This window comes from Ignavibacteria bacterium (genome assembly GCA_016707005.1).
GTDB lineage: Bacteria > Bacteroidota > Ignavibacteria > Kapaibacteriales > Kapaibacteriaceae > UBA10438.
Genome location: JADJIQ010000005.1, coordinates 395,222 through 421,553 on the forward strand (window position 1 = coordinate 395,222; position 26,332 = coordinate 421,553).

21 protein-coding genes and 1 tRNA gene are annotated in these 26,332 nt (G+C 53.0%); 14 read left to right on the forward strand and 8 right to left on the reverse strand.

The window, feature by feature from the left end:
- Nucleotides 1-83: 83 nt before the first annotated feature.
- Nucleotides 84-1,868 (reverse strand): hypothetical protein, encoded by a 1,785-nt coding sequence (locus tag IPI29_10100; GenBank protein MBK7412892.1) that lies wholly within the window; start codon nucleotides 1,866-1,868, stop codon nucleotides 84-86.
- 17 nt (nucleotides 1,869-1,885) lie between these two features.
- Nucleotides 1,886-3,718 (reverse strand): hypothetical protein, encoded by a 1,833-nt coding sequence (locus tag IPI29_10105; protein ID MBK7412893.1) that lies wholly within the window; start codon nucleotides 3,716-3,718, stop codon nucleotides 1,886-1,888.
- Here IPI29_10105 and IPI29_10110 point away from each other — a divergent pair.
- Nucleotides 3,712-4,254 (forward strand): hypothetical protein, encoded by a 543-nt coding sequence (locus IPI29_10110; protein MBK7412894.1) that lies wholly within the window; start codon nucleotides 3,712-3,714, stop codon nucleotides 4,252-4,254. The genes IPI29_10105 and IPI29_10110 overlap by 7 nt on opposite strands.
- On the opposite strand, the gene IPI29_10115 is transcribed toward IPI29_10110, so the two are convergent.
- On the reverse strand, nucleotides 4,255-5,556 hold the full coding sequence (locus tag IPI29_10115) for an aminotransferase class V-fold PLP-dependent enzyme (GenBank protein MBK7412895.1): 1,302 nt from the start codon (nucleotides 5,554-5,556) through the stop codon (nucleotides 4,255-4,257). It lies immediately after the preceding gene.
- 9 nt (nucleotides 5,557-5,565) lie between these two features.
- Nucleotides 5,566-6,057 (reverse strand): DUF4199 family protein, encoded by a 492-nt coding sequence (locus IPI29_10120; protein ID MBK7412896.1) that lies wholly within the window; start codon nucleotides 6,055-6,057, stop codon nucleotides 5,566-5,568.
- Nucleotides 6,058-6,127: 70 nt separating this feature from the next.
- Here IPI29_10120 and gcvT point away from each other — a divergent pair, with 70 nt between their 5' ends.
- Nucleotides 6,128-7,219, forward strand: a complete 1,092-nt coding sequence (gene gcvT, locus IPI29_10125; protein ID MBK7412897.1) for a glycine cleavage system aminomethyltransferase GcvT — start codon at nucleotides 6,128-6,130, stop codon at nucleotides 7,217-7,219.
- Here the strand turns inward: gcvT and IPI29_10130 are convergent, their stop codons facing one another.
- Both IPI29_10130 and IPI29_10135 read right to left on the reverse strand, forming a co-directional pair.
- Complete coding sequence (locus IPI29_10130) at nucleotides 7,220-7,654, reverse strand: septal ring lytic transglycosylase RlpA family protein (protein ID MBK7412898.1); 435 nt, start codon at nucleotides 7,652-7,654, stop codon at nucleotides 7,220-7,222.
- Between the two features lie 319 nt (nucleotides 7,655-7,973).
- Nucleotides 7,974-9,065: a mannose-1-phosphate guanylyltransferase gene (locus tag IPI29_10135; GenBank protein MBK7412899.1), complete on the reverse strand. Its 1,092-nt coding sequence runs from the start codon at nucleotides 9,063-9,065 to the stop codon at nucleotides 7,974-7,976.
- A 56-nt stretch (nucleotides 9,066-9,121) separates the two neighbouring features.
- On the opposite strand from IPI29_10135, the gene IPI29_10140 reads away from it, so the two are divergent.
- From IPI29_10140 to IPI29_10160, 5 genes are all read left to right on the forward strand, one after another.
- On the forward strand, nucleotides 9,122-9,898 hold the full coding sequence (locus IPI29_10140) for a hypothetical protein (protein MBK7412900.1): 777 nt from the start codon (nucleotides 9,122-9,124) through the stop codon (nucleotides 9,896-9,898).
- An 8-nt stretch (nucleotides 9,899-9,906) separates the two neighbouring features.
- Nucleotides 9,907-9,979: transfer RNA gene (locus tag IPI29_10145), tRNA-Ile, on the forward strand.
- 2 nt (nucleotides 9,980-9,981) lie between these two features.
- A complete protein-coding gene (locus tag IPI29_10150; protein ID MBK7412901.1) occupies nucleotides 9,982-11,154 on the forward strand; it encodes a DUF2130 domain-containing protein in 1,173 nt (390 codons plus the stop codon).
- Between the two features lie 21 nt (nucleotides 11,155-11,175).
- Nucleotides 11,176-11,964 (forward strand): DUF3108 domain-containing protein, encoded by a 789-nt coding sequence (locus IPI29_10155; GenBank protein MBK7412902.1) that lies wholly within the window; start codon nucleotides 11,176-11,178, stop codon nucleotides 11,962-11,964.
- A gap of 9 nt (nucleotides 11,965-11,973) precedes the next feature.
- A complete protein-coding gene (locus IPI29_10160; GenBank protein MBK7412903.1) occupies nucleotides 11,974-12,579 on the forward strand; it encodes an outer membrane lipoprotein carrier protein LolA in 606 nt (201 codons plus the stop codon).
- Nucleotides 12,580-12,662: 83 nt separating this feature from the next.
- Here the strand turns inward: IPI29_10160 and IPI29_10165 are convergent, their stop codons facing one another.
- Nucleotides 12,663-16,757, reverse strand: a complete 4,095-nt coding sequence (locus IPI29_10165; protein ID MBK7412904.1) for an immunoglobulin domain-containing protein — start codon at nucleotides 16,755-16,757, stop codon at nucleotides 12,663-12,665.
- A 238-nt stretch (nucleotides 16,758-16,995) separates the two neighbouring features.
- On the reverse strand, nucleotides 16,996-19,440 hold the full coding sequence (locus IPI29_10170; protein MBK7412905.1) for a M1 family metallopeptidase: 2,445 nt from the start codon (nucleotides 19,438-19,440) through the stop codon (nucleotides 16,996-16,998).
- Nucleotides 19,441-19,480: 40 nt separating this feature from the next.
- Between IPI29_10170 and IPI29_10175 the strand changes: the two genes are divergently transcribed.
- The 7 genes from IPI29_10175 to IPI29_10205 all read left to right on the forward strand — a co-directional run bounded on the left by IPI29_10175 (nucleotide 19,481) and on the right by IPI29_10205 (nucleotide 26,332).
- Nucleotides 19,481-19,858 carry a CrcB family protein gene (locus IPI29_10175; protein ID MBK7412906.1) on the forward strand — a complete coding sequence of 126 codons (378 nt, stop codon included), beginning with the start codon at nucleotides 19,481-19,483 and terminating at the stop codon, nucleotides 19,856-19,858.
- A 39-nt stretch (nucleotides 19,859-19,897) separates the two neighbouring features.
- The gene (locus IPI29_10180; GenBank protein ID MBK7412907.1) at nucleotides 19,898-20,707 is read left to right on the forward strand and encodes a mechanosensitive ion channel family protein; all 810 of its coding nucleotides are present in this window, start codon (nucleotides 19,898-19,900) and stop codon (nucleotides 20,705-20,707) included.
- A gap of 32 nt (nucleotides 20,708-20,739) precedes the next feature.
- The gene (msrA, locus tag IPI29_10185; protein MBK7412908.1) at nucleotides 20,740-21,405 is read left to right on the forward strand and encodes a peptide-methionine (S)-S-oxide reductase MsrA; all 666 of its coding nucleotides are present in this window, start codon (nucleotides 20,740-20,742) and stop codon (nucleotides 21,403-21,405) included.
- The gene (locus IPI29_10190) at nucleotides 21,402-23,618 is read left to right on the forward strand and encodes a copper-translocating P-type ATPase (protein MBK7412909.1); all 2,217 of its coding nucleotides are present in this window, start codon (nucleotides 21,402-21,404) and stop codon (nucleotides 23,616-23,618) included. The genes msrA and IPI29_10190 overlap by 4 nt, the downstream gene beginning before the upstream one ends.
- A gap of 44 nt (nucleotides 23,619-23,662) precedes the next feature.
- Nucleotides 23,663-24,235, forward strand: a complete 573-nt coding sequence (locus IPI29_10195; GenBank protein ID MBK7412910.1) for a DUF3109 family protein — start codon at nucleotides 23,663-23,665, stop codon at nucleotides 24,233-24,235.
- Entirely contained in the window at nucleotides 24,232-25,857 is a 1,626-nt protein-coding gene (rpoN, locus tag IPI29_10200) for an RNA polymerase factor sigma-54 (GenBank protein MBK7412911.1), read from the forward strand. Before IPI29_10195 ends, rpoN begins: the two co-directional genes overlap by 4 nt.
- Before the next feature lie 232 nt (nucleotides 25,858-26,089).
- Nucleotides 26,090-26,332, forward strand: a complete 243-nt coding sequence (locus IPI29_10205; protein ID MBK7412912.1) for an HTH domain-containing protein — start codon at nucleotides 26,090-26,092, stop codon at nucleotides 26,330-26,332.

Sequence of the window (26,332 nt, forward strand, 5' to 3'; positions counted from 1 at the left end):
GGACCTTTTTAACTGCGACGTTATTGGTCCGAATTTAAAGCTTATTTGGACTTAGTCCAAATAAAAGGAAGATAAAGCAGGAATCATAGCCCCGCGGCCTTCTTTATGCCAGATCTTATCGGGAACCAGATTGTCTGCATGATCGCGGCGTCCTTCGGGAGGGTGTAGCGGATCTTACCCGGAGCATATCCATCACCGTCATTATCATTTTTGACAACGAGCCAGTTACCGAGGATTGAGGCGATCCCGTCAAAGAGACCTGTCTTCTTTGTCTTCTTGTCTACGATCTTGAATTCGAGTCCGGTGAAATGGGGCTCCACCACACCAACACATTTCCTTCCGCGAATCGTAAAGTCAAATGATGATGCTCTGGCCACACCATTGCTGATATGGAGGTTGTCCGCTATTGGAAGGAAGCTGTTCAGACGCATGATATTCATCGTACCAAGAGAGCCTTTGGCTGACAACATGTAGACCTTGGATGTGAGCGGGATGGTAAACGAGGCTTCCATCATAGCCTGTCCTACAAAGACGCCTCTTGCCCACACATTGAATGGACGTTCATCTTGGTCTGGTGTATTCCTGAGATTAACGGCCATCATCTTTACGCCGGACCACCATAGCTCTGCCGGCTTCACACTATGTTTCCAACGCTCGCCATAGAGGATCGTTGCGGAATCTACACGGATCGTATCGATACTCAGATCAAATGGGATCTTAGACACGATCTCATTGGGCATCAGTGGATGATCTGTTGCCGGATCTGAACGAAGTCTCTTATTACTCGCGATGTCGAAGTCGAGTTTTGCAAGATCCACGGTCTTCACATGCAGGGCAGTTCGAGCAGACAACGCGGGAAAGTCTATCTCTGCCAATCGCAATCGCGTTCCTTGTATTCGGAAACGGTCGTTGTTGAACTTCTTCGTTGCAAAGTAGTCTACATCATTCTGACTTGGACCAAGTTCAAAGTGACGAATCGTGATCTCCTGCGTGCGGTACGAGAAAACAACATCAGATGCCTGATAGGTATAGGCCGTTGGAGAGTGATACAACACCGAATCAACAGACAGCATAGAGTCTGCAGGGCTAATGAGAATGTGAAGTCCTGCAACGAGAACAGATCTATTATCAGCATAGTTTCGCGCCCACGTTCCAAGTGTGAGTTCGAATCGATCTATGGGGCGTTGCGCGGGCTTCAGCGAGTCTATAGACACATTGCGCAATCTCACCGATAGATCCGTCATCACACCGGTGAACATCGCTCCGGGGTCCACATCTGTATTGGTGAACGAGATCCCGGTAACGTCGATCGCAGAGATATGAAACGGCTGTGCATAGTCAGGAAGAAGCCGGACTATGATCATATGCAGAATGGAATCAATATTCGGAATACGAGGGAGTGAAACGAGTGCTGTATCCACCGCAACAACTGTATCTGCATCTGTTCCACCCCATACTTGGTGACGCACCTGGGGGTCCGTGATGGTGATACTCCCGATCGAAAGTCCATTGCCCCATAGAACATCCCAAGGGAAAACCCCGGTAGTGCGTATATGCGGAATGTCGATATCTACGAGTCGACCAACAACCTCGGCAGTGTCCCGATATCGTATTCGAATATCACGCACGTTGAGAGTGCCGATGTAATAGGCATAGTCGATCTCACCCAGCTCCACCTCTACCATGCCACCGGATGCAACTGTTACACCGGTGGATACCCGAGTCCGAACATATTGCGTGATCGCATCACGGATCTTTGCATTGATGGCACTAGAAAACAGCATATAGCTGAGTGCTACTACTCCCATAAGGAGGACGACTGACCCAAAAGTGGTCATTACGACCATCTTCCAGTTCCACTTCTTCATATGTCCTTTGTGTATGCCTAGATCCCGGCAGCCTTCCCCAGACCCTCCCTGATCGGGAACCAAATGGTCTGCATAATGGCCGCGTCCTTCGGAAGGGTATAGCGGATCACTCCGTCTTCATAGTCATCGCCGTTATTGTCGTTCTTGATCACGATCCAGTTCGCTACAAAGGAGATGATGCTGTTAAAGATGCCGCTCGACTCCTTGGTCTTCTTATCAAGCACGGCGATCTCCAGATCAGTAAAGTGCGGCTGTACAACACCGGTACAAGAACGCCCCTTGATCGTATAGGAGAATGCTGCAGAGGAAGCGATGCCGCTTTTGATCTTCACATTCTCCGCGATCGGCAAGAATCCATTCAACTCTGTCACATCGAACCGACCCAGAGTGCCTCGTGCAGAAAGCACATACACCGGTGACGTGAGTGGCATGGTGAAGGTTGCCTCCATCGTTGATCTGCTCAAGAATGTACCTTTTGCCCATATGGTAAGGGGCTTCTCCATCTGATCAGGACTGTTTCTGAGGTTCGTTGCAACAACCTTGATCCCCTTCCATGTAAGAAGTGCCGGCACCAAACTGTGTTTCCATCGCTCACCGTACCGTATCGAGGCGGAACCAACCACTACGCTGTCAACAGCCAACATGAATGGGATCGTTCTTGCCAACTCATTTGGCATCATCGCAACACCAGATGACGGATCCACCCGCAGTCTGCGGTTGCTTAAGATGTCGAGATCCAACGTCCCTACATCAATGGTTCGAACGTGTAACGCAGTTCGTGCGGAAAGTGAGGAGAAATCAATGTCCTGCAATTGGACATTACTCCCGCGCACTCGGAAGCGGTCGCTGTTATATCTCCTGCCCTTGAAATATGTTTCATCGTTCTGTGTGGGGCCCAGTTCAAAGCCCCCTATCTGCAATTGTCGAGTACGATACGAGAAGAGAACCTTGGATGCAGAATAGGTGTACTCGCTTGGCAGATGGTACTGCACGGAATCTACCGTTAAGGCAGAATCAACATCGGAAACGATCACATGCAGTCCCTGCACCAGGATCGATCGATCACTTGAGTATTTGCGATTCCATCGATCCAACTTCAGAACAACTCGTTCGATGGGTTTGATCTCAGGGTGATCTGCGCGGACGGTAATGGTCCCGATGTCTAGTGAGAATCCATGTATCTGCCCGGCATACTGCGACTCCGGATCGTCATCGTGATTATCAAGTGAAGCCTCAACGAGCATCACACCATCGATGGAAAGGGGCTGAACATTCGTCGGCACAAGCTTTACAAAGAGCTTGTTGAGCAAGGAGTCTACATTCGGGAGTTTCGGAAGTCTGACAACTGCAGTGTCCTTCTCAGGGGCCTGAGGTTTGCTCCGTGCACCCCACGAGCGCATCCGCACAGCCGGATGGTCAAGAGTGATAGTGCCGATCGAAAGGCCACCGCCATTGATGACGTCCCATGGAAGAAGTCCTGTTACTCGCAATTCCGGAAGATCGATCTGCATCGTACTTCCAACGGCCTCTGTGCTGTCATGATACCGAACGCGGATATTCCGTACGTGAAGCGATCCGGTATAGTACGTGTAATCAATGTCACCGAGGACGATATCGAGCTTACCGTCCGATGCGGTCTGGGCTTCTGCGCGTACACGGGTCTGAATGTACTGCACGATGGCACTGCGAATGTTCTCTCGGATCGTTCCCCTGAAGATCGTGTACCCAACGAAACTGGCAACGGCCAGCACGCCCAGCGTGATCGCTGTGATCAGAGTGATTCGCTTCCACGATGCATTCAGCATTGGTACTCCCAGTGATGCATGCAATATCGACAGAAACGATGTCACGTATCGGCCTGCTCAATGCACTAGGTGATATACCCACCTTTTCATGGAGAACACTCATGCGCATCGAACGCGAGACCTTTGGTCTGCACCTCATCATCGTTCCCTCACCAACGGCACGCATACCGATCTCTGCTGCCGCTGAGTTAACGACCGTTGCCGAACACGCTGCAATGATGTTTCGGTTCGGATTCAAGGCCTTCCACCTTCAGGAAGATCATGCACACCTTTTGGTGACGGCAACTGCACAGGAAGACGTTCCGTCCTTCCTCAACACTCTTCTCGATACACTGCGAGAACACATCGTTGCTCTAGGAGGACCATTCAGGGGATTTTCATGGGACGAAGCAGTTCATGTTACGCTTCTCCCTCCGTGGCACGTGGAGATCCTAGCCAGCTTTGTACGCGACCAAGAGCGGTATCACCAAACGCGCACTCTTGAGCAGGAGCTTGATGAGGTCTTTCGTCCGAATGCCCTGGAGCCCCCTGAAGAGATCAGGGAGCCACGTCCGAAGTTCACTCTCGGCGCGGTGAACTGATCAGCCGAGATCCTTGACCTGACCAGAGGCAACCAGCGACATAGCGTCGGCAAAACGCTCCATCTCTTGAACCGTTGAGTAGACGGATGGAGCAACACGGAGCCCCTTGAACTCATCGTGTCCGATGGCAACCGTAAAGATGCGGTGTTTATCGAGGAGATAGGTAGAGAGTTTGCCCGGATCCGTCCCGTCGATATGCACGAGTCGCAGACCACATTGGTTTGCATCATCCTTGATATTCGTGAGGAAGCGCACACGCTCCATGGAACCAATGCGATCGGTCCAGATCGTATGCAGGTATCTGAGGCGTGCTGCCTTCCTCTCGATGCCAAGAGCTCTATGGAACGCGATGGACTCAATAAGCGCATTATGGAGTGCTGCCGGGTGTGTGCCGATCTCTTCGAACTTTCGAATGTTCTCGTCCATCTCCTTCGGTGCAGCCATCAACGGCCATACAGAAGCGATCTTTTCCTTCTTCACATACAGCATACCAGTACCGATAGGCCCAAGAAACCACTTGTGCAGGGAGGTACCGAAGTAGTCACATTCCAGATCTGCCTGTGTGAACGGGAAGTGGGCGAACGAGTGGGCACCGTCTACAATACACGGAATGTTGTTCTTCCTTGCCAATCGACAGATCTCCCTCACCGGCATGATCTGTCCGGTCAGAAACACTACGTGGGAGATGTGGATCACCTTGGTGCGAGGTGTGATCGCAGCTTCGATCGCATCAACGGCGTCCTTTGCATTCATCAGCGGGACGGGATATTTCACCTTCTTGATGACGATCCCCTCCCTGCGCGCACGTTGTTCCCATGCTGTGAGCATACGCGGGTAGTCCTGCGTTGTGGTCACAACCTCATCACCCCTCTCCATCGGAATACCCAACTGAACGGATTGAAGGGACTCGCTGGCATTCCGCGTAATAGCCACCTCTTCGGTGCCTACGTTGAAGATGGAGGCAAGGCCTTCACGGACCGACTCCACCTGTGGCTCTTGGTGTCTCCACATTTCATAGGCGGGCATCGTATTGGCCTGCTCCGTGTACCTGCGAACCGCATCCTGCACCGTACGTGGCGAAGGAGAAACTCCGCCATTGTTGAGATTGATGATCGTTCGATCAACGGCAAAGGCCTGCTGAACGGTGAGCCAGAAATCTTCGTCTTGCGCCACATCGGATGCCGGACTTCCCGGCAGTGCTTGAGGGAGCCATTGGGTAACTGCATGCAGAGCATGAGTACCGAATAACGCTGTAGGCCCAAGAGCGGCCATGGACCGAAGGATGGATCTGCGCGACGTCATGCAAGCCCCTTATACGCGCTTTCGAACTCCGATAGCGCCGATGAATGAAGCGATCGTCCCCACAAGCAACGGAATGATCGCGCTGATGAGGTAGAAGGACGGAGATACGAAGATGAGCTTAGCACTGTGGATCTCTTGTGCAAGCTGAAGGCCTGTATGACCCTGTGCAAGAGCCTGATTCGTTGCATATCGATGCATGAGACCAAAATATTCCGGGTACAGAACACCAACAAACAAGAGCCAGATCAAGAGGAGTCCGGCCGTAGCCGTTGCAGACGTGATCAGTCCTGTAGACAGCGCTGCACCATAGCCGAACGAGTCAATCGCCTTCATGCGTTTATGGACCATGGAACCTACTGCAACGATCGGTGTAATGATCAGCCACAGGAAAACATTGGCGTGAGATACGTCATTGGCATGCAATCCGATCAGTGATTCACCTAGGAGAACCAGCAATCCGGCAGTCGCAGCTATTCCTCCCCACATCAAAAAGACCATCACAGACACTCCAGCCCCTTATCGGGCACGAGAACAGGGTTATATTCGCAGCTCCACGTACGAAAGTAGCACGATGAAACATACCGCCTTCCATGCCATCCACGTTGCTGCCGGCGCAAAGATGGTCTCCTTTGCCGGATTTGAGATGCCCATCCAATACCCAACAGGTATTCTGGAGGAACACCGCATCGTCCGCAACGGAGTTGGCGTGTTCGATGTATCCCACATGGGCGAGTTCATGGTGAAGGGGGCTGATGCCCTCCCACTCATCCAATTGCTCACGGTAAACGATGCGTCGAAGCTCATGCCCGGGAAGGCCCAATATTCCGCGCTCACACGTCCGGATGGCGGTATCGTGGATGACCTCCTCGTCTACATGAAGGGCGAGAATGACTACATGCTAGTGGTGAACGGTGCCAACGTCGACAAAGATCTTGCATGGGTAATGGAGCATGCCGCTCGCTTCCCGAACGTGACAGTGGACGATCAGAGCGACAACATTCACTTGCTTGCGGTACAGGGTCCCAAGAGTATCGAAACGCTGCAGAGGCTGACAGATGCCAAGCTCGACGACGTGAGCTATTATGGTTTTGTTGAAGGGACACTGGCGGGTGTACCAATGATCCTGTCCCGCACAGGGTATACCGGAGAGATCGGATTTGAACTCTACTTCAGCGGTTCTGTAGACGTTGCAACAAAGGTTGTTAACGCCGTTTTCGAAGCCGGCAACGAGTTTGGCATTGCGTGGATCGGACTTGGCGCACGCGACACCCTGCGACTGGAAAAGGGCTACTGCCTGTATGGCAACGATATCACAGACGAGACTAACCCTATCGAAGCTGGTCTTGGCTGGATCACAAAGCTTGCCAAGGGTCCATTCAATGGCAGTGACGTGATCAATTCCGTGAAGACCAACGGTCCAACACGCAAGCTCGTCGGTTTTGCCATGCGCTCTGAGAAGCTGATCCCTCGCACAGGGTATTCGATCGTTTCCGGCGGCGAGACCGTTGGTACGGTCACGAGCGGCAATACGTCACCAGGTCTTGGAACCGGCATTGGACTCGGCTACGTTCCAACAGCGCTCAGCGCACCGGGAACGATGATCGAGATCGCTGCTCGCGGCACAACCTTCCCTGCAGAAGTAGTGAAGATCCCGTTCCTCTGATCATTCCTCAGGGGCTACAACTTCGATCATGACACGAGCGGTTCCGGAACGGATCATATCCAGTTCCTTGGCCGCGCCTTTTGAGACATCGATCAAGCGGGTGTGTTTCCACGGGCCGCGGTCGGTTACCCGCACCACTACCGACCTTCCGTTCTTGAGGTTCGTAACGCGGACGTTGGTGTTATACGGGAGCCAACGGTGAGCGCAGGTAAGGCCATTCATATCATAGCGCTCGCCGCTCGAGGTCTTCTTGCCGTGGAATGCCTCTGCATAGTATGATGCAGTTCCGGTATCTGCTTCTACGGCCATCACGTGCATCGTAAGAGTATCACTCAGCGTCTGCCCCTGTTTTACGGCACCCGTTTGAACACGTTGCAGGTTCGATCTCAATCGTGCTTCGTCCTCAAGCGTTTTCAGGATCGTTGAGTCGATCATCGTGGTATCCGTCCGCACCGAATCAACTCGGATCGTATCAGCTTCAAGCTTCTTCGCCTTGGTTAGCAGCAGGTTTGCCGCCTTGCGAAGACTGTCACTGCGCATGCGTACAAACATCGCCTCCACTCGGAGGCTATCGCTACGTCGCCACTGCACGTCCCACAGCTTCTTCAGACTGTCTGCGCGGAGCTGCAGGGCTGCCGACGACACCCGCAACTGGTCCGGTGTTGGCGAGTCTTGCGACCTCATGCCCACGGCACCGGCAACGAACATGACGAGGTACACAACGAATTGAAAAGCCCCTTGCTTCACTGCGAACTCACAGGTGTTGTGCGATATGACGTCGGCGAAGAACATCTACGAGATCTCGCACGTTCTCCGTCTCTCCCCGTTTACAGATCATGATCGATGATTCGGTCTCGATAACGATCAGATTGTCTACGTCCACAATACCGATCAAACGTCCGGTTGTACCGCTCACAAGACAGTTGGTTGTGTGCAACGTGACAACATTCCCTTCGATCACGTTGTTCTTGCCGTCCTTCATGGACATGCGATAGAGTTCATCCCAGGTGCCTACGTCGCTCCAACCGAATGACCCTTCTACAACGCCGATCGTAGTGTCTTTCTCCAGAACTCCAACATCGAACGAGACCGAGCGCATCTGACGGTAGAAGTTCTCCGTCATCTCTGCTTCATCCGGTGTGCCGATGTATCGTTCGAGAAGATGGAAGAGCGGTCCATGATCCGGGAGGTGCTCATCAACGGCTTTAATGATGGCTCCGATCGTACCTACCACGATACCACTGTTCCAAATGAAGTCGCCCGCATCAAGAAAACGTTGAGCCGTTGCAGAATCGGGTTTTTCTGCGAACGTGCTCACAGATCTCAGGATGCCCTTGAGTACCGGGTTGTCTGTGGGTATTTCTTCGCCCACTTGGATGTAGCCATAGCCCGTTTCTGGGCGTGTGGGCATCACTCCGATCGTAACGATGCGTCCGGTGGCCGCGGCGGCAGAGACCGCTCTGTCCAACGTAACATGAAACTCCCGCACATTGGAGACCAAGTGGTCTGACGGAAGGACCACCATCACGGTGTCGTCCGAATACCGTTGTCGAAGTACGGTAGCCGAGAGCGCAATTGACGGGGCCGTATTCCGTCCGAACGGTTCTTTCAGGATATTTGCAGTAGGGACCATGGCCAGCTGATCCGACACATGATGTGCCAATGCGGCCGTGGTTACTACGTGAATATCCCGGAGATCAAGGAACGGAAGGAGTCGCGATACAGTATTCTGTATCAGCGTTCCTTCTCCCAAGGTGTGAACGAATTGTTTGGGTTGGCGTTCTGTGCTTCGAGGCCACAGACGTACTCCCAAGCCCCCTGCCATAACAACTGCAATTGTCTTCATGCGGCGAAACTACGGAGCCCCGTATCTTCGCGGTCACAATAACTTCGGAGATGATCATGACCCGTTCGCTTATCGCCATCCTGCTTGCTCTGGTAACCCTTGCTCCAATGTGGGCGCAGGATGAAAAGCTGGACGAACTTTCGTTTGAAGAGGCGCCACTGAAGGACGAGGCGATCCCCTACTTTGCTGTGGGTGTGGGCCCGGCCTTCAATTTTGTGTTTGCGAGCATGGATGACGTGAATGCTCGAGCCAAGGAACTTGGGCTTGGTGAGTTGCAATCACCAGTGTTTCAGCTTGGTGCTGAGATCTTCACGGCGGTGGGTGTAATCCCGAATGTCCGCCTGGGCTTCTCATGGGTCTCAGGATCCTCAACAAGCTCGGCTAATGTATCTGTGAATGGGACAACGGTGAACCGTACTCTTCTCTACGGTATCTCGTCTCGCACCTTCCACCTCGATTGGGCATGGGTACCGGTGAAGTCATTGGCCATCCTTCCCGGTCTAGGTTTTGGATGGGGCGATCAACGGATCGAGACCCTTCAATCAGCCGAGGGAATGGACTGGAAGGATCTCATTGATTCTTCGACGATCGCACCTCAGCCAAATGCGAATGTTGCCTTGTTGCAGAACACGCTGTATCTCCTTCCTAGGCTGAATATCGAATATGCAGTGACACCATTCCTGAACCTACGCGCTTCTGTGGCCTATACGTGGCAGTTCTCAAGTTCGGACTGGATAGGGAATCGTCATGCAACGGTTACGAACGTGCCTGAGAATATCAGCGTTAGCGGACTGAATCTTCAGTTCGGGGTGTTTGTGGGGCTGTTCAACTAACCCCTCCGGGGCTTGTAGCTCAATGGTTAGAGCAGCGGACTCATAATCCGTTGGTTGGGGGTTCAAGTCCGGCCGGGCCCACAATGTCATCTACCACACATATCACCTGCCCGAACTGCGGTCATGCCATCGACATCGAAGAGCTCCTTGCTCACGATATTGAGGACCGCGTCCAACGTGAGCAGCAAGAACATTTCAATGCGGAGCGCGAGAGGCTTCAGGTTGAGGTAGCAGAGCGTGTGAGGCGTGAATCCGAGGCGCAGATCCTTGCGCTTCAGCATGAGAATGAAGAGCGGAAGCGCGATGTGCAGGCACTGAAGAGTGCCGAGGTGCAATTGCTTGATCTTCAGCGCAAGATGCGCGAGCAACAGGAGAGCTTTGATCTCACGTTGCAGAAGAGGCTGCTTGAAGAGCAGACCTCTATGGAAACCAAGATCCGCAAGACCGAAGCAGAACGATTTGAAGTAGAGCGCAAACGTGAGCAAGAGCGTTTCGATCTGGAACGCCGCGAGATGCAGAAGAAGCTCGATGACACGCAGAAGGCTATGGAAGAAGTCCGGCGGAAGTCCGAACAGTCTTCTCAGCAGCTCCAAGGTGAGGTGCAGGAATTGGCCATAGAGGACTTCCTCCGCCAGCGTTTTCCGCACGACGAAGTATCGGAGGTTGGCAAGGGACAACGCGGCGCAGATTGCATTCAAACGGTGTATGATTCCGGACGCCGGTGCGGGCAGATCACCTATGAGAGCAAACGCACGAAAAACTTCAGCATGGAATGGGTGGAAAAGCTCAAGTCCGATATGCGTGCAAAGGGCTCTGACATTGGAGTGATCATCACGGAGACCATGCCGAAGGAGCTTCAGAGCTTTGGATCTGTGAATGGAATCTGGGTCTGCACCTACGCAGAGTTTAAGTCCCTTTGCGTGGTGTTGAGAGACATGGTCATTCGTGTTTCTTCAGCGATCGTGTCACAGGAGAACAAGGGCGATAAGATGACCATGCTCTACGACTATCTGATGAGTTCAGAATTCAGGATGTCCGTAGAGAATGTAATGGAAGCCTATGAACACATGAGGTCGGATCTCGATCGAGAACGCACCTCAATGGAGAAGCTGTGGAAGCAGCGAGAACGTCAGATCGAGCGTATGCGACTCTCGATGTCGCATGTAATGGGTTCCATCCAAGGCATCGCCGGCAAGGACCTCGGACCGGTGCGTTCTTTTGAGCTGCCCGTGGCAGACGATACACCAGTGGACTGATCTCCTCGTCTCTGTGTACGTATGATTCGCCCCCTTATCATCATCTCTCTTCTTTCCCTAGCTGCTATTCAGATCGCAGCGGAGGATCCTAACATGATGCGCTTCGCAGTAAATGAAGCCTTCGGTTTAGGAGAACGGTTGGAATACGACGTTGGCTACAGGTTCATTAAGGCAGGGACAGCCGTTTTCTCTGTGGGCAAGGAGCCTGTGAACGTCAATGGTCGACCTTGTTATGACATCCGTTTTGACGTGATGTCCCTTAGCAGTTTGGACTTTCTCTACAAGGTTCGCGATCGATACCGCACCCTCGTGGACATCGACGGGATCTTCCCGTGGAAGTTTGAGCAGACCATCCGCGAAGGGGGCTATAGGAAGGATTACGAAGCAACGTTCGATCAAGTGGGCAACAAGGCCTACACCACCGAAGGGACGTTTGACGTTCCCCCGTTCGTGCACGATATCGTATCGGCCTTCTACTACGTACGTTCTGTTGACATCCGGAAGTTCAAGAAGGGCGAGACCGTTAACCTCAAGAACTTCTTCGACCGCGAGTCACACGACCTGGTAGTTCGCATCCTTGGACGGCAACAAGTTGAAGTTGAGGCCGGTACGTTCAATTGTATCGTTGTTGAACCGGTCATCAAATCCGGCAGCCTCTTCAAGTTCGAGGGCAAACTCCTCCTCTGGCTTAGTGACGATGACCGTAGAGTCCCTGTCAAGGTCAGTACAAAGATCCCTATCGGCACCATCGATGCCGAACTAACCTCCTACCGCGGGCTTAGAGGCCCGCTTACATCGAAGATCAAGTAAGGGGCTCCTATGAACCGACGAGAGGCGCTACAGGCATTTCTGGGCCTTTCTGTAGCCATTGGCGTCGCGTACGATGCCACAGCAGGTACAGACTTGCTCCAGCGATTTCATACTACCTATCGGAATGCCACAACGATCCGTTGTACGTTCACGTCAGCATCAGGAATAGCTGGAACCATCATCGCCAAGCGCGGAGGGTACTACCGTGTTGAACTGCCGGATCGAACGATTGTGAGTGACGCCAAGACCGTCTACAGTGCCACTCCGTCTGCCCGAACGGTGATCCTCAACACATACCGGTCCCGTTCCAAGGAGGTTTCCCTGGAGAAGGTGTTCTTTGATATCATGAACATCTATCGCGGCACGATCATCGATCAACGAAACGGTGGAGGTACCATCCGTCTCACACCACCGGATGCGAACACTCAGATCTCCGGTGTTTCGAATGTTGATGTAACGATAGACAAGACGATGAAGGTCACACGGATCGTGCTCACAGAGAACGGGTCAACCACTTCCTACACCGTCTCTAAGATGGCGATCGACCCCAAGGTTGCATCCAAGACGTTCACCTTCAGTCCACCGAAGGGTTGGGAGATCATCGATCTTCGATAGACATTACCGAACATACCGCACAAAAAAAGAGAGGCAGGACGAACGTCCTGCCTCTCTTTGTTTTGATGACTCGTATTGAGTGCTTACTTCACAACCACTACTTGCTGCGTAGCAACGAAGCCTGCAGAACTGAGGGTTACGTTGTAGACGCCAGCCGTAAGGTTCAGAGCCGATGCGTTGACCGTTACGCGGTGTGTACCAGCGTTGACGTTCTCATTCACCAGGACTGAAAGTTCACGACCCATAAGGTCTGTAAGAACGATGCGGACATTCTCAGACGTTGGCATCGTGTACGAGAACGATGCTGCATCGAATGTTGGATTTGGCGTTGCAACCGAGAGGACGTATCCACCTGCAACGACATCACCCGTTACACCGCTTGTGACCGAAGCAATTACATTGCGCGAAGTATCGGCACCGCAGTTGTTCGTCACAATACAGAAGTATGTACCTGCATCACTCACCTTAGCGCGCTCAACTGTGTAGGTAGCTCCTGTTGCGCCGTTGATGGCAACACCATTGAGGTACCATTGATAGCTGATGACCGTTGTACCGGTAGCAGCAACCGTGAAGCGGATCTCTTGGTTGTCATTTACAGCAACATCAACAGGTTGTGTTGTGATCTCAACACCCGTGTTGACCACAACGTCTACTGTTACTGATGTAGCTGAACCACATGCGTTCGTTGCAACGAGAGAGTACGAACCGGCATCAGCTGATGTGACGTCTGTCTTCGAGAAGGCAGCCGTTGTAGCACCTGGGATAGCCGTTGTTCCCTTCATCCACTGATAGGATACATTGTCACCGCTCGATACGCCAGTGATCGTGAGGGTAGAACCTTCACATACTGTTGAGCCTTCCGGCTGCGTTGTGATCGACGGGGCAACACCGACTACTACATTCACGACATTCGACGTGAATGTGAAGCTCGTGCCTGTATAGGACACAACGCAATTGTATGCACCATTGTTGGCGGCGCTTGCGTTATTGATCGAGATGACCTTTGAATTTGCACCTGATGTGGACGCATCATTCGAGAGCATCGCGCCGTCCTTGAACCACTGGAAGGTGGCCGACGAACCCGGAAGCGTTGAAGGGAATGCTGCACATTCAAGGCTAAGAAGACCACCACCACAGACAGCAGGAGTGCTGTTTGAGGCTACGACGAGCGGAATGAAGAGACGTGCGGTCTTTGAAACTGCAACGCCGCAATATCCTGTCACTTCGCAAACGTAGGTGTCTGTAGTATCTACAGCCGATACGTCACGGATCGTGAGGATCGTAGACTGCGCGCCTGTGATACGTCCGTTGTCAACAACATTCGTGTCGTTGTACGACGAAGAGTTCGGATTCCAGAAGCGCTTCTTCCACTGATACGATGCGATGAAGTTGTCTGGAGCACCAATAGCTTCTGCTGCTATTTCAAGGTTTGCTGTACCACCGATCGCAACTGGTTGCGATACAGGTTGAACGGTAACACTTGTTGGACGTACAACGATGATCGATGCACCGTCTGAAAGCTGCTGAATGAAGTTCGTACCGTCATTCGCCTTCACAAGGCAGGTGTAGACGCCAGATGCGCCATAACCCGTGTTGCTGAGAACGAAGATGTTGCCGATCTGGCCAACGAGTTCAACACCATCCTTGAACCACTGATACGTTGTTGTTGCACCGACAGTAACGTCTGCGATGCAGATAAGCGTATCTGTGCCACCTAGGCAGACATATGCGCTTGCTGGTTGACGAACGAGACGGATCGAAGGCTTGATCTCATCAGCGCCCATGTATGGCTTCGTGCGTGTTTCACCGTCATAATCCTTAGGAACTGTAGCAAGCGTTGTGCTTGAACCCCACAGTTGCGGTTGGATCGAGAGAAGGTGAAGGTCCGTTCCGCCAACAAAGTTCACAGCAACAGATGCTGAGTTTTGATCGCGGCCCGTAATGGCACGCCATGTTGAAAGCGGATTGCTTCCAGCTACACGTGGAATACCAGTGCCACCCCAGTTTGCAAGGGTTGCACCTGTGGTCATCAGGTTGTTGAAGTCACCGGTACCGATCGGATTCGGCGTGTTACCTGTGAACCACAGTGCCCAACCGCCGTTATTCCCATTGCCGAAGCTGTGGAAGACGTTGTTGACGAGGTCCACTGTGCCACCGTTTGCCGGGACATAGAGAGCCGAGCTAGTTTGACCTGTACCAGTGATGTTCACAGTATTGTTGATGACCTGGTTTGCAGGTGTTGTTGCCTCAACCCACAGACCGATCGTTTGTGTTGTACCACCAACCGAGATCATGTTGTTCGCGATCAGAAGACCACGTGTCTGCTGAAGAACAACACCATTCGAAAGACCAGTTGTTTGAACGCCGTTCACGCGGTTGCCACGGAAGACGCCGTTCGTTGTGTTGGTCATCGAGATCGACTGTGATGATGTTTGGCAATCACAGCTTGTGACTGTGTTGTTCTCGATCATTGGTGCATTTGCATTGATGATCGAGAATCCATTGATGGAGTTCTCAACAGTGTTTCCTGTAGCAACAACACCCATACCGGACGTAGCAATGAGGAATCCGTTCCGGAATCGACGGAGGGTAACGCCGTTGAGCAGGTAGTTCGAGCCGTTAACCGAAGCAAGTTGAACACCGCTTGTTGCGCCAACGGTACTTGTGAAGATGCTTGGACCTTCATATGTACCACCATCGATGCGAATGCTGTTTCCAAGATTGTTGGAGTACAACGCTGCATTCGATGTGGATCCATCAGCAACGCGAACCACGAGGTTGCGTAGTGTTACGTTCGATGCACCGTCTGCGAACGTGATCACAGCGTGAACGTCTGCCGGGCCATAGACGAACGAAGTTGGCCAAACAGATTGTGTGAGGAGGACATCGTCACCTGCACGACGCGAAACCTGAACGCGACCTGCGCTGGCATCGATCATCGGGACGTAAACTTCTTCATTATACGTTCCGGCGAAGACCGTTACATCAACATCGCCCGAGATACCGGACACTGCGAGGTGACGGAACATCGAACGGAAGTCAGGGAATACACTAGGATTGCCGTTTTGAGCGATCGCAAGTGCACCAGAGACTCGTGGAGCCACAAGCATCGTCAGCTTGTCGTTGTTCGGATTGATATCCGTTTGACCATTCGGTGTAAGTGTTCCGATCTCGATCGTGTTGAGCGAGAACGGTGCGAATGAGCGAGTGCCAAGAGTGATCGTTGCTTCTGCACCCGGTGCAAGAGCTGGCTGCGGATAATAACGGATGGCCGTTTGGGTTGTGCCGTTGATCTTCCAGTTGATCACTACGGAGTCGAGATTATTCGTACCCCAGTTGCGAACGCGGATCTGAACGGTTTGGCTAGTGTTCGCTGCAAACTTTGCTGAAGGCGAAACGAGCGCCAGAACGCCTGCATCGTTATTCAGTGCCGGAGCTTGACGGAGCCAATAGGCATACGTTGTACCTGATGCAGGAACGAAGTTCTCTGCGAACATCGACGTTTGTGGAGCCGAGTTCCACGCTGGTGTATTCCACGTGTTCGCGTAGAAGTTCACGCTTGGTGACCATACCGTGTTGTTCGCGCCAAGACCAGCTTGGACGTGAACAGGTGCATTGACGACCATTGAGCCATAAACAACTTCCATACGGCTGCCATTAGCAGTTTGATTCGCTTCATAGACGCGAATCTGGAAGTTGTAGGCATCACGTCCGATGTTGTCTGTATAACGGCGCGTTGCATTGCGCCATTGGAAGGTTGCAATACGATTCGGAGCAACACCGCTCACGGACCACGTTACATCTCCACCCGATACACCCGTGAGTTGATTTCCGAATGCGGAAACAACACCCGCAGCTGCACCAGATGCAGTAAGGGGACTAATAACGCCGCCCGGAAGGCCGCCGCCAAATGTCACCCAACCATTGCCGCCTACATAGACGTCCGATTGTAGAACGCCGCCGTAGCTGAATTGGAACGGCAATGTGACCAATTGATCTGCCAACGAGTACCAGTTTGGACTCGCCGACGAGAAAATGACCGTGCCGCCCGTGATCTCTGTATACGTTCCTGCGACCACGCCAACCGAACGGTTAGCTGGATTCGCCTGTGTCGAGGTGACCCCGATCAGTACGAACGCCGCAAGCAACGCAACAAACGATGTAACGTTGCGAAGCATAGCTCCTCCACTTGTGATATGAGAATGTCGATTTATTTCTGTCATGGTTTTGCTTTCGGACACACTTCGCCCGTGATGTTGTGACCTGTTAAAATAGCCAAGCCTGACCTACGAAACAACCTTACGACGTTTCCGCAGTCAGATAGGCACTACGTTCTCACCGCTATGTGAAGATGTCTTCACATAACAGATGATGTGCTTAGGCCCAAGGGGTCGTAGCAACAACCGCACCAACTTTTTACCGAGTGTAGGGAATCAGCATATCTCTTTGCCATTGCTCGACTTGCATTCCCATAGCTACACGCCGGACCACTTCGCGCAACCGTGGTTGTTCGGTCAAGGCTGTCAACGTTGCCTGCGCTACTCCACTAAGGCGAGTGTTCGTACTCACTATCCCAAGCAAAATGTTCCGTGCGCCCTCTTCCGTGAGCGTACTGAGTCTCCGCATAGCGCCCATGGCGTTCTGGCGAGTGATGAACTCCCAGCCCGGACCGCAGAGGTCGCTCAATTCGGCTAACGCCGAACCATTCCCGTCGGCAGCCTCTGCCTCAAGCCGCGCGATATGCACTCGCTCATGTGGACCCCTGACGGCTTTTACCTTGTTCAGGTATGTTCGAGCATCCGATGGGAACGACTGCACAAGCTTCATAAGTGCAGACTGCATAACGGCATACGATGAATCTTCAAGGAGGCGTTCGCATGCCCCCTTCAATGAAAGTGGGATGGTTGTAAGTCCGTTGATCGCCGAAGACCGCACCTCTACAGCCGGATCCTTGAGCCCGCGTTCAATGGTCTTGAGGGCATGGGTATTGCCGATCAGGGCTAGTTCGATCGCCTGTCCAACGGCTTCGCTTCGCATTGCATGGAACCGCTCCCTATCCATCACATCCTCGATCATGTCCAATCGATCCTGGATTCGCGCAGTGTCTCCCCGGAAGGTCTCAAAGGCGTCAAAACGGTCGATCATATGCGGTGCATACTTCATTTGAGCCACTCTTGCGTCCCAGGATCTGTCAAACGTCACACGTTTCAGGATATACGAGCCGGGATCGAAAAGAATGAACGCCGGGACCTTCTTTCCTGGATTTGGCAGCTCAACCAGCGATCGTTGTGATGCAATGTCCACACGAATGGAATCTTTTGTCCTGTCCGTATAGTGGACCTCAATAACCACCGGCATCCGAAAAACTCCGGTGAGGTGGTCCATCGGATGTATCTGCTCGATATCTACCAAGGTTGTGGTTGATACACCGCGTTCGGTTGTGGCAGCACCGGTTCGCGTAGATATCTTGAAATGGGGCTCTCCACCCTTGTAGAGCCATTGATCGAAGAACCAATCGGGTGACAGGCCCAAGGTGTCCTGGAAGGCCAGGTAGAGATCATTGGTCTCTACATTCCCATAGGCATGCTGCCGCAGGTAGTGCTGGATAACGCGTCGAACCGACGAATCGCCAAAGGTGTATCGCATCATGTCGATAACACTGGCCCCCTTCGGATATACTCGAGCCGAACCGCTAGAGGGGTGCACGATCGGCAACCGGTCTTTTTCCCCGGCTGCCAGGGCAGCGCGATGCATTCCGCGCCGACTCCACTCATAGGCATCCTCACCCAACGTCAACCGTGTGAAGAGGTGGGGGTAGAATGTCGCAAAACTCTCTTGTAGCCAGATCGACTTTCCGCTGCGACCAGTGATGAGATCTCCGAACCACTGGTGCGTGAGTTCGTGGACGTTCACACCTACATACGATCTGTCCAGCCATCCTCGCGAGTCTGTCTGGAAAAAGTCTCCGAATACCGTTGCTGTTGTGTTCTCCATGGCGCCAAAAATGTAGTCCGCCACGGGCACCTGACTATACGACTCCCATGGATACGGAATACCTGTTTCGCGTTCAAGGAAGTCCATCGCCTCAACGCTCATACGATACGTTGGTTCGGTACGTTCGGGCTGGTCCGAATAGGTATAGAGATAGAGCGGCACACCGCTGGCAGCCTTGCGAGTAGTTATCGAATATTGGCCGATGGCCAGCATGAGGAGATAGGAGGCATGAGGCTTGGTCATACTATAGCGCCAGGTCTTCGTGCCGTCTCCATTCACTACAACCTCTCCACGGGTCCCGTTGGAGAGAACGGCATAGGATGAGTCGAACGTAGTGATCGTTTCGGTGATCATTTTATCGTTCATCTCGTCATACATCGGGATCCAGTGGCGATTGTCGATACCCTGTCCCTGCGTCCAGATCTGACGTCGCATGCGCTTCGACGGGTCGTTCCAGCCAACGAAGTAGATCCCCTTGCGTGGATTTGCCTCGTAGATAAAGGTCACGGAGTCCCTCGTATCCCAACGCATGGCAGGCTCACAATAAACGATCACCGTTGTATCTGTGGAACGGGTACGAACTGGCTTGCCCCCTAACGTGGCCTGTAGGATCCGGATCTTGATAGCATCAAACTCGATCGAGTCTGTTCGCTCTCGAAGGGATCGGAAGACATGTGTTACCGTACCCTTTACAAGCCCCTTCTCGGGCTCGAACCGAACATCAACGGTCATACGCAGCATATCCACGGGATGCTCACGTGGTTCACTCCCGGGTGCATCCACATATGTTGAGGTATGGACAAATGGGGCTTGAGCAAACGCACACATCGGCGCTGCAAGCAACAGGAGGAGGAGGAGTCGTTGCATAGACAGCAAAGATAGTGTGGCTCTTTGCTATGTTCGGTGCATGAAAGACCTTGTCCTTGTTATGGCAGGCGGTGCCATTGGTAGCGGACTCCGGTATGTGATCGGAACGCTTATTCCTGTAGCCAGCGGCGCGTTTCCCGTGCCAACGTTTATCGTGAACGTAGTTGGCTCGTTCGTTCTTGGATGTACAGCAGGTGCCACGATGTTGCCCGATCCACTCTCGCGTTCAGCCGCTTTACTTGTAGGCACAGGTCTTTGTGGCGGATTCACCACCTACTCAGCATTTGCAATGGAGAACGTCTCCATGCTCCATGGTGGCAACACAATATTGGCAATTAGCTATATCGCAGCATCACTCATTGGTGGTATGTTGGCCGCATTTGCCGGCATTGCCGTTGTTCGCGCAACGGCTTCGTAGATAATAGAACTTCTCTTTCCAGAACATCTTGAGGGCTTCATGGACTTCGCAGCGTTGTGGACCAAATACGAATCATCGATCGTCAACTACCTCATCTTAGTTGTTGGCGCCGTCCTCATGTGGATGGTGGGCCGCTGGCTCATTGGATTTGTGATCAACATGATCCGCCGAGCACTTACTGCCCGCAATGTTGACGCAACACTTCAGAACTACCTTGCCTCCATCATTGCCGTAAGCTTGAACATCATCCTTGTGATCGCGATCCTTGCAAGGTTTGGTGTAGAGACAACATCGTTCGCTGCTCTTATCGCAGCGGCTGGCTTGGCTATTGGTATGGCATGGGGCGGACTCCTCGCCAACTTTGCGGCCGGAGCCTTTCTGCTCGTCCTCAGACCTTTTAAGGTAGGAGATCTGATCAAGGCAGGGGGCGTTCTTGGAACCGTGGAAGAGATCGGACTCTTCTCAACCACGATGATGACTCCGGATGGGATCCGTGCAATGGTCAGCAACGGCAAGATCTTCAGTGACAACATCGAGAACATGTCACACACCCCCTACCGTCGGGTAGATCGAGAAATGCAATTGGCCCACGGAGTGGATGTGGATAGAACCATAGCTCGCATCAAGGAGCTACTGGCATCGGAGACAAACGTGCTCGCAAGCCCTGCCCCAGCCGTATGGGTGCTCGACTTCACTCTTGCTGGTCCGGTTCTTTGCGTTCGACCATTCTGCCTTCCCGAGCACTATTGGAACGTCTACGAAGCCACGAATAACATCATCCGTACGGTTGGCGGAGAACTTGGTCTGCCGGTTCCGCAGGTACACTACAACGTTCAGCAGCGGAACTGAAATCTCCCGTCGCAACGTTCGTCCTGAGCTCCATGCTCAACCTCACCCTATCGATCGCGGTCTTTCTCGGCACATTCCTTTCGGCGTGTGCCGGGCAGGACGAACGTGTGCCGCCCCCTTCATCATCACCAACATCAACAACCATGACCACAGATCAACGCGATACCGCCACTCTTGCCGGCGGATGTTTCTGGTGCATCGAAGCGGTGTATCAATTGCTGGATGGTGTGGAGTTGGTGGAAAGCGGGTACTGCAACGGATCCGTCAAGAACCCGTCGTACAAAGAAGTGTGCACGGGCACTACCGGACATGCCGAAGCCTGCCGCATCACCTTCGATCCGTCAAAAGTGACATTCGAAGAGATCCTTCAAGTGTTCTTTGCCTCGCATGACCCAACAACATTGAACCGCCAGGGCAACGATGTGGGCACGCAATACAGAAGTGGTATTTACTACCATGACGAAGATCAAAAGCGAATCGCAATGGCGTACATCGAACAACTCACAGCTGCAAAAACATGGTCGGATCCGATCGTAACGGAAGTAACGGCTGTTGACACATTCTACAAAGCCGAAGACTACCACCAGAACTACTATGCACAGAATGGGACGCAACCGTATTGCGCGTTTGTGGTGCGTCCAAAGGTTGAGAAGTTCATGAAGCAGTTCAAGGATAAGATGCGTTCCGACACAAAGTGAGTTCCACGCGTACGATCGACATCTCGGGAATGCATTGCGCTGCATGTGTCAACCGAGTTGAATCGGAGTTACTACGCGTGCCTGGTGTATCGTCTGCTACTGTAAACCTCGTAACCAACCGAGCTACTGTGGAGATCGGCGACGGCGTTGTTGACGAAATCCTATCGCGTGCGATCATCACGGCAGGCTATGCCGTGGAAGCTATCTACAGCGAGGGCACTGCAACTGATGTTGCATCGCTGACTGAACGGATCGAAGCACCTGCTCACGAATACCGTGCGTCGCTGATCATCGCAGCTCCATTCACTGCGGCCGTCATGTTGATCGGCATGTGGGGCATGTTCAATGGTCATATTCCATGGGTTAACGAAGCACTCTTTGTCCTGACCATTCCCGTGCTTTGGGCCGGACGATCTTTCTATGTTGGTGCTTTTCGTGCTGCACGCCATACAGCTGCAACGATGGATACCCTCGTCTCCATCGGAACCGGTGCCGCGTTCATTGCAAGCACCATCGCAACCTTCGCCCCTTCCATCCTACCATCGATGGCACACCACACCGGTGCCTACTTCGATTCAACAGCAACGATCATTACTCTCGTACTTCTGGGGAAGTGGTTAGAGTCGAGGGCAAAGGGGCGGACAGCAGAAGCACTTCAGTCCCTGATGGAGCTGCATCCAACTGTGGTCCGTGTTCGACGCAACGGTGTGGACAGCGACATACCGGCCGGCGATGTTGCTGTGGGTGAGACCATCGTTATCCGTCCGGGAGAACGTATCCCAACAGACGGTACGATCATCAGCGGCTCCACAAGCGTTGATGAGTCCATGCTCACCGGAGAGAATCTGCCTGTTGAACGCAGTGCAGGTGATACGGTCATCGGAGGCTCCCTGAATACGACCGGATCGGTTTTGGTCCGGGCAACTGCTGTTGGATCTACCACTGTTCTCTCCGGCATCATCCGCTCCGTGGAACGTGCTCAGCAAAGCAAGGCACCGATACAACGACTAGCTGACAAGATCAGCAGCGTCTTTGTGCCTATCGTCCTCGGCATCGCAATTCTGACATTCCTGGGTTGGATGATCGCCGCCCCATCGGATGTTGCCTTCACCCAGGCCTTGACCTCTGCTATCGCCGTCCTCATCATCGCCTGTCCGTGCGCTCTTGGTCTGGCTACTCCAACGGCCATCATTGTCGGATCAGGGAAGGGGGCGAAACACGGCGCTCTCTTCGCTCATGCTGCCGCACTTGAGCGACTCCATAGCATTACAACGATCGTTCTCGACAAAACCGGAACTCTCACAGACGGAGCTCCTACCGTTCAAGATGTTTATACAACGGACACACCATCGTTACGTGTCTACATCGACGCATTGGAGTCGGGTTCGGAACACCCGATCGCGAAAGCTCTTGTGTCATGGGCAGCCGTCCCGTCTGCAGACCGACTCCTTGCATCGTCTGCACAAACTCTTCCGGGAAAAGGAACAGTTGGTGTGATCGGATCTTCTCGAATACGGATCGGCAACGAAGATCTCATGAGCGACGCAATGCTGATCATTCCCGCGCCATTTCGTGCAGCTGCAGAGAGTCACGCAGCACATGGATGGTCAACACATTTCGTTAGCCTCAATGGAGCGGTGGTTGCGGCGATCGCCGTTGCAGATACCCTTCGCGTCTCAAGCGTAGATGCAGTTGCTCGTATGCGCACCCGCGGTCTTCGTGTTGTGATGCTCACCGGTGACAAAGAAGCAGCGGCCAAGCACATTGCCAATGCCGCCGGGATCGACGAAGTGATGCATTCGATCTCTCCTGATGGAAAGGCGAATGCAATCGAGAAACTCCAACGTCAAGGTGCTGTTGTTGCAATGGTCGGCGATGGCATCAATGACGCGCCCGCACTTGCACAAGCAGATGTAGGGGTCGCCATGGGGTCGGGAACAGATATCGCAAAATCCACTGCCGATGTGACACTGATGCGCGCCGACCTGCATACTGTTCTCGACGCAATTGACGTTTCCCGAGCAACAATGCGTACGATCCGGCAGAATCTCTTCCTGGCCTTCTTTTACAATGTGCTGGGGATCCCCCTCGCTGCGGGATTGCTCATTCCCCTTACCGGCATGGCACTTTCACCCATGATCGCTGCGGCCGCAATGGCCCTTAGCTCGGTAACTGTGGTGACAAATGCGCTCAGATTGCGCATCTCACGATGAGGAATGTTTCTGACTAGCAAGAATCGTGCTATTTTTCCGAAAGCATGATCCTACTCGACGATCTTCTCATTCAGGAGCAGGTGTTGACGGCCACATTTGCGTGTGATCTTCAACGCTGTAAAGGGGCTTGCTGCACCCTTAGCGGAGGAGCGGGAGCTCCGTTACTTGAGAATGAAGTGAAACCTCTGCAATTGTCCGTTGCGGCCGCACTTCCCTATTTGGGAGACCGTTCCCGACGGTGGCTTGAAGAGAATGACCCAGTTGAAGGCCACGTGGGAGACAGGTCAGTTGCATGCCTCGATGATGCCGATTGTGTCTTTGTGTACTATGAGAACTCGGTGGCCAAGTGCGCCATTGAGAAGGCGTTTCATAATGGAGAGAGTGATTTCCGTAAGCCCCTTTCCTGCCATCTCTTCCCGATCCGGATCGCCGACTTCGGTGGGCCGTATCTGCATTACGAGCAGATCGAAGAATGTGAGCCCGGTCGTGAACTTGGAGCCCGCCTCAGCATACCGATGGTGGAGTCGCTTAAGGATGCCTTAGTTCGTGCCTTTGGTGAGAAGGCCTATGCCCGTATGTTGGCCGTATCGCGCGGTGAGGACGAGGGCGACGAATGAAGCTAGGACTTAACCTTCAGACCGCTCTTCAGCAGTCGCTCACGCCACAACAGATCCAGTATCTCAAGATGCTGCAGCTGCCCCTGTTGCAGTTGGAGCAACACGTTCGGGCCGAGCTGGAGAACAATCCGATGCTCGAAGAGAGTCCGGAGTATGAACCGCAGGCCGCCGGAGAGGATCGTGTTACTGGTGACACCGAAGGTCCGGCTGAAAGCACTGCCTATGACGCACCGGTCCCGGGCACTGAATCCCTCGGTCCCGAGAAGCGCACGGAGTCCATTGACGCTGCAACGGAATTCGACCCCAAGGATGCCTTTGAGTTCTATAAGCTTATCTGGGGAGAAGACCCTACAAGCGGGAGTTCAAGTGACACGCGCATGGGTGAAGATGATGACGATGAGCCTGTGTTTCAGTTCCGAGAAGTACAGACGTTAGAAGATGATCTTCTCGAACAGATGAAGTATCTGCAGGTGTCGTTAGAGGACAGATTATTCGGCGAGTACATCATTGGCAATGTTGATGACGATGGCTACTTGCGCCGAACTCTTGATGAATTGATGCAGGAAGTGAACGATCGATTCGCGGAACACAATCTTGCGATGCACACGTCTACCATGCCGGGCCGTGCGCAGAACTATCTCCAGGATCTTATCGAAGACGTAACACGTCCGCTCAATCCGATCACGATGAAACAGGCCGAATCTGTTCTTCGCAAGGTGCAGTCGCTCGAACCTCCGGGTATTGCCTCTCGCAGTGTACAGGAATGTTTGCTTGCGCAGCTACGTGCCGTTGAGAAGCCGAATGCGGCGCAGAAGCTTGCCATCCTTATCCTGACAAAGACCTACGAGGCCTTTGCGATGAAGCACTATCACATCATCGAACGTCAGCTCGATGTAACGGAGGACTACCTTCGTGAAGCGATCGATGTGATACGTCACCTCACACCTCGTCCGGGTGGCGGCACGATCGGTCCGGAAGTGAACACCGTTACGCCCGACTTCACGGTTGAACCAACCGAAGACGGGTCGGACTTCCTCATCACGGTGAACGATTCCCGCCTTCCAACTCTTCGTGTGAGCAATGCCTATGAAAAGCTCAAGAAGGAAGCGCGATTCCACAAGTTCAACAAGGAGACTCGTGAGTGGCTGAGGAAGAAGTATGAAGACGCCAAGTTCCTCATGCAGGCCATCCGTCAGCGCAAGAGTACGATGCTTCGAGTGATGACGGCCATCATCGGTCTGCAAAAGGAGTTCTTCCAATACGGTCCGGAGCACTTGAAGCCCCTTATCTATCGCGATGTCTCTGAGATCACGGGGCTCGATATCTCCACGATCTGTCGGATCGTGAATGGGAAATACGTGCTGACCACCTTTGGAACGTTCGAACTGAAGTACTTCTTCAGCGAGGCGCTTCTCAGTGATGATGGCGAAGAGATCTCCACACGCGTCATCAAGCAAAAGATCAAGGAGCTCATTGAGGCGGAATCCAAGAGCAAACCATTGAGTGACGATAAGCTTGGCAAGGACCTCAAGAAACTGGGGTATAACGTGGCGCGCAGAACAGTTGCGAAGTATCGCGAGCAGCTCCGTATTCCCGTGGCCCGATTGCGAAGAGAACTCTAGGACGCGATACCCGTTCCGGCACGCGTCACGTTCTATCTGATAATCACCACAAGGGGGCATGAAGCCCCTTTCGTCGTTTTCGACCCCTCTTTTGCCTTGGTTGCTCACCGATTCGGAGGAGCGTAACATCTACCAGTGGCTTGTAATCGCCACTATGACAGTAGATGGCAGAGTGGGTGGCGTACCCTCGCAGATACTTCGTGAATCGGAATCTGCGCCAATGAAATCTGCCATGCGTCCCACGCTCTACCGTCTTCAGGCCATCCTGATGCGGCTGTCGCGTGGCGAACGGGTAACGGCGAATCTTATGGCGAAGGACCTGGAAGTAAGCGAACGTACCGTTGCGCGTGACCTGGACTACTTGATCAACACCTTGCACGTCCCGATGTCGTACCACTATGGTCGCAAGTCGTATGTATTGGATGGCCCCTTGCCATCCCTTCTTGCACCGCCGGATAAACTGCCGGAGGGGTAG

Excerpts from the sequence above, each read along its gene's own strand:
- IPI29_10155 (MBK7412902.1), top strand. The coding sequence starts at position 11,176 with ATGATTCGCCCCCTTATCATCATCTCTCTTCTTTCCCTAGCTGCTATT.
- IPI29_10140 (MBK7412900.1), top strand. The coding sequence starts at position 9,122 with ATGACCCGTTCGCTTATCGCCATCCTGCTTGCTCTGGTAACCCTTGCT.
- IPI29_10175 (MBK7412906.1), top strand. The coding sequence starts at position 19,481 with ATGAAAGACCTTGTCCTTGTTATGGCAGGCGGTGCCATTGGTAGCGGA.
- IPI29_10110 (MBK7412894.1), top strand. The coding sequence starts at position 3,712 with ATGTCACGTATCGGCCTGCTCAATGCACTAGGTGATATACCCACCTTT.
- msrA (MBK7412908.1), top strand. The coding sequence starts at position 20,740 with ATGCTCAACCTCACCCTATCGATCGCGGTCTTTCTCGGCACATTCCTT.
- IPI29_10160 (MBK7412903.1), top strand. The coding sequence starts at position 11,974 with ATGAACCGACGAGAGGCGCTACAGGCATTTCTGGGCCTTTCTGTAGCC.
- IPI29_10100 (MBK7412892.1), bottom strand. The coding sequence starts at position 1,868 with ATGAAGAAGTGGAACTGGAAGATGGTCGTAATGACCACTTTTGGGTCA.
- rpoN (MBK7412911.1), top strand. The coding sequence starts at position 24,232 with ATGAAGCTAGGACTTAACCTTCAGACCGCTCTTCAGCAGTCGCTCACG.
- IPI29_10165 (MBK7412904.1), bottom strand. The coding sequence starts at position 16,757 with ATGCTTCGCAACGTTACATCGTTTGTTGCGTTGCTTGCGGCGTTCGTA.
- IPI29_10115 (MBK7412895.1), bottom strand. The coding sequence starts at position 5,556 with ATGACGTCGCGCAGATCCATCCTTCGGTCCATGGCCGCTCTTGGGCCT.
- IPI29_10195 (MBK7412910.1), top strand. The coding sequence starts at position 23,663 with ATGATCCTACTCGACGATCTTCTCATTCAGGAGCAGGTGTTGACGGCC.
- IPI29_10130 (MBK7412898.1), bottom strand. The coding sequence starts at position 7,654 with ATGATCGACTCAACGATCCTGAAAACGCTTGAGGACGAAGCACGATTG.
- IPI29_10170 (MBK7412905.1), bottom strand. The coding sequence starts at position 19,440 with ATGCAACGACTCCTCCTCCTCCTGTTGCTTGCAGCGCCGATGTGTGCG.
- IPI29_10135 (MBK7412899.1), bottom strand. The coding sequence starts at position 9,065 with ATGAAGACAATTGCAGTTGTTATGGCAGGGGGCTTGGGAGTACGTCTG.
- IPI29_10180 (MBK7412907.1), top strand. The coding sequence starts at position 19,898 with ATGGACTTCGCAGCGTTGTGGACCAAATACGAATCATCGATCGTCAAC.
- IPI29_10205 (MBK7412912.1), top strand. The coding sequence starts at position 26,090 with ATGCGTCCCACGCTCTACCGTCTTCAGGCCATCCTGATGCGGCTGTCG.
- IPI29_10150 (MBK7412901.1), top strand. The coding sequence starts at position 9,982 with ATGTCATCTACCACACATATCACCTGCCCGAACTGCGGTCATGCCATC.
- gcvT (MBK7412897.1), top strand. The coding sequence starts at position 6,128 with ATGAAACATACCGCCTTCCATGCCATCCACGTTGCTGCCGGCGCAAAG.